The organism is Streptomyces olivaceus (genome assembly GCF_000721235.1).
In the GTDB taxonomy this organism is placed as follows: domain Bacteria; phylum Actinomycetota; class Actinomycetes; order Streptomycetales; family Streptomycetaceae; genus Streptomyces; species Streptomyces olivaceus.
Genome location: NZ_JOFH01000109.1, coordinates 1 through 1,105, shown reverse-complemented (window position 1 = coordinate 1,105; position 1,105 = coordinate 1). Strand labels below are relative to the sequence as shown.

Genomic DNA, 1,105 nt, shown 5'->3' with positions numbered 1-1,105 from the left:
GAACAACGCACCCAGCCCCGCCAGCACCGACTCGACCTCACCACGACCACGACGCAGACTCGGCACCGCCGTAACGTCCTCACCCTCCAGACACTCCCGCACCGACCCGGTCAACACCCCGTCCGGACCCAACTCCACAAACCGCGTCACACCCCGCTCACGCAACCCCACCACCATGTCCGCGAACCGCACCGTGTCCCGCACATGCCGCACCCAGAACTCCGGATCAGCCATCTCCTCATTCACAGCCCCCACACCCGGCGACCGGAACTCCAACCCCGCCACCACCGCACGAAAATCGTCCAGCATCGGCTCCATCAACGCCGAATGAAACGCATGACTCACCACAAGCCGCTTCGTCCGGCACCCCCGCTCCGACAACCGCCGCACCACCCCCTCAACCGCAGACCCCTCCCCCGACACCACCACCGACCCCGGACTGTTCACCGCCGCGATCGACACCCCACCACCCACCTCAGCCACCACCGGCGCCACCACATCCTCACCCGCAGCAACCGCCACCATCACCCCACCCGGCGCCAAACCCTGCATCAACCGACCCCGCGCACTCACCAACACACACGCATCCTCCAGCGACAACACCCCCGACACATGAGCCGCAGCAACCTCCCCCACCGAATGACCCGCCACAAAATCCGGAACCACACCCCACGACCCGAACAACCGGAACAACGCCACCTCAACCGCAAACAACGCCGGCTGCGCAACCTCCGTCGAATCCAACAACCCCCCAGCATCCCCCTCACCAAAAACAGCAGCCCTCACCACCGGATCCAACAACCCACACACCCGATCAAAAGCATCCGCGAACACCGGAAACCGCCCATACAACTCCCGGCCCATCCCCACCCGCTGCGAACCCTGACCCGAAAACACCACCGCCACACGACCCCGACCCACACCAAACCCAGACCCAGAACCAGACCCAGCAGCGGTGCCGGCACCCGCCTCACCCCCGGCAACCCTCCCCAACCGATCCAGCAACTCCTCCCGCCCCGACGCAACCACCACCGCCCGATCCCCATGCACAGCACGACCAACCGCCAACGAATACGCAACATCCGCCAACACCACACCCGGCCGC

1 protein-coding gene is annotated in these 1,105 nt (G+C 66.0%); it reads right to left on the bottom strand.

What is annotated here, in order from left to right; translation table 11 throughout:
• The coding region (locus IG94_RS39430) for an acyltransferase domain-containing protein (RefSeq protein WP_248783124.1) at positions 1 to 906 on the bottom strand (906 nt) is incomplete at its 3' end.
• Positions 907 to 1,105: the final 199 nt, after the last annotated feature.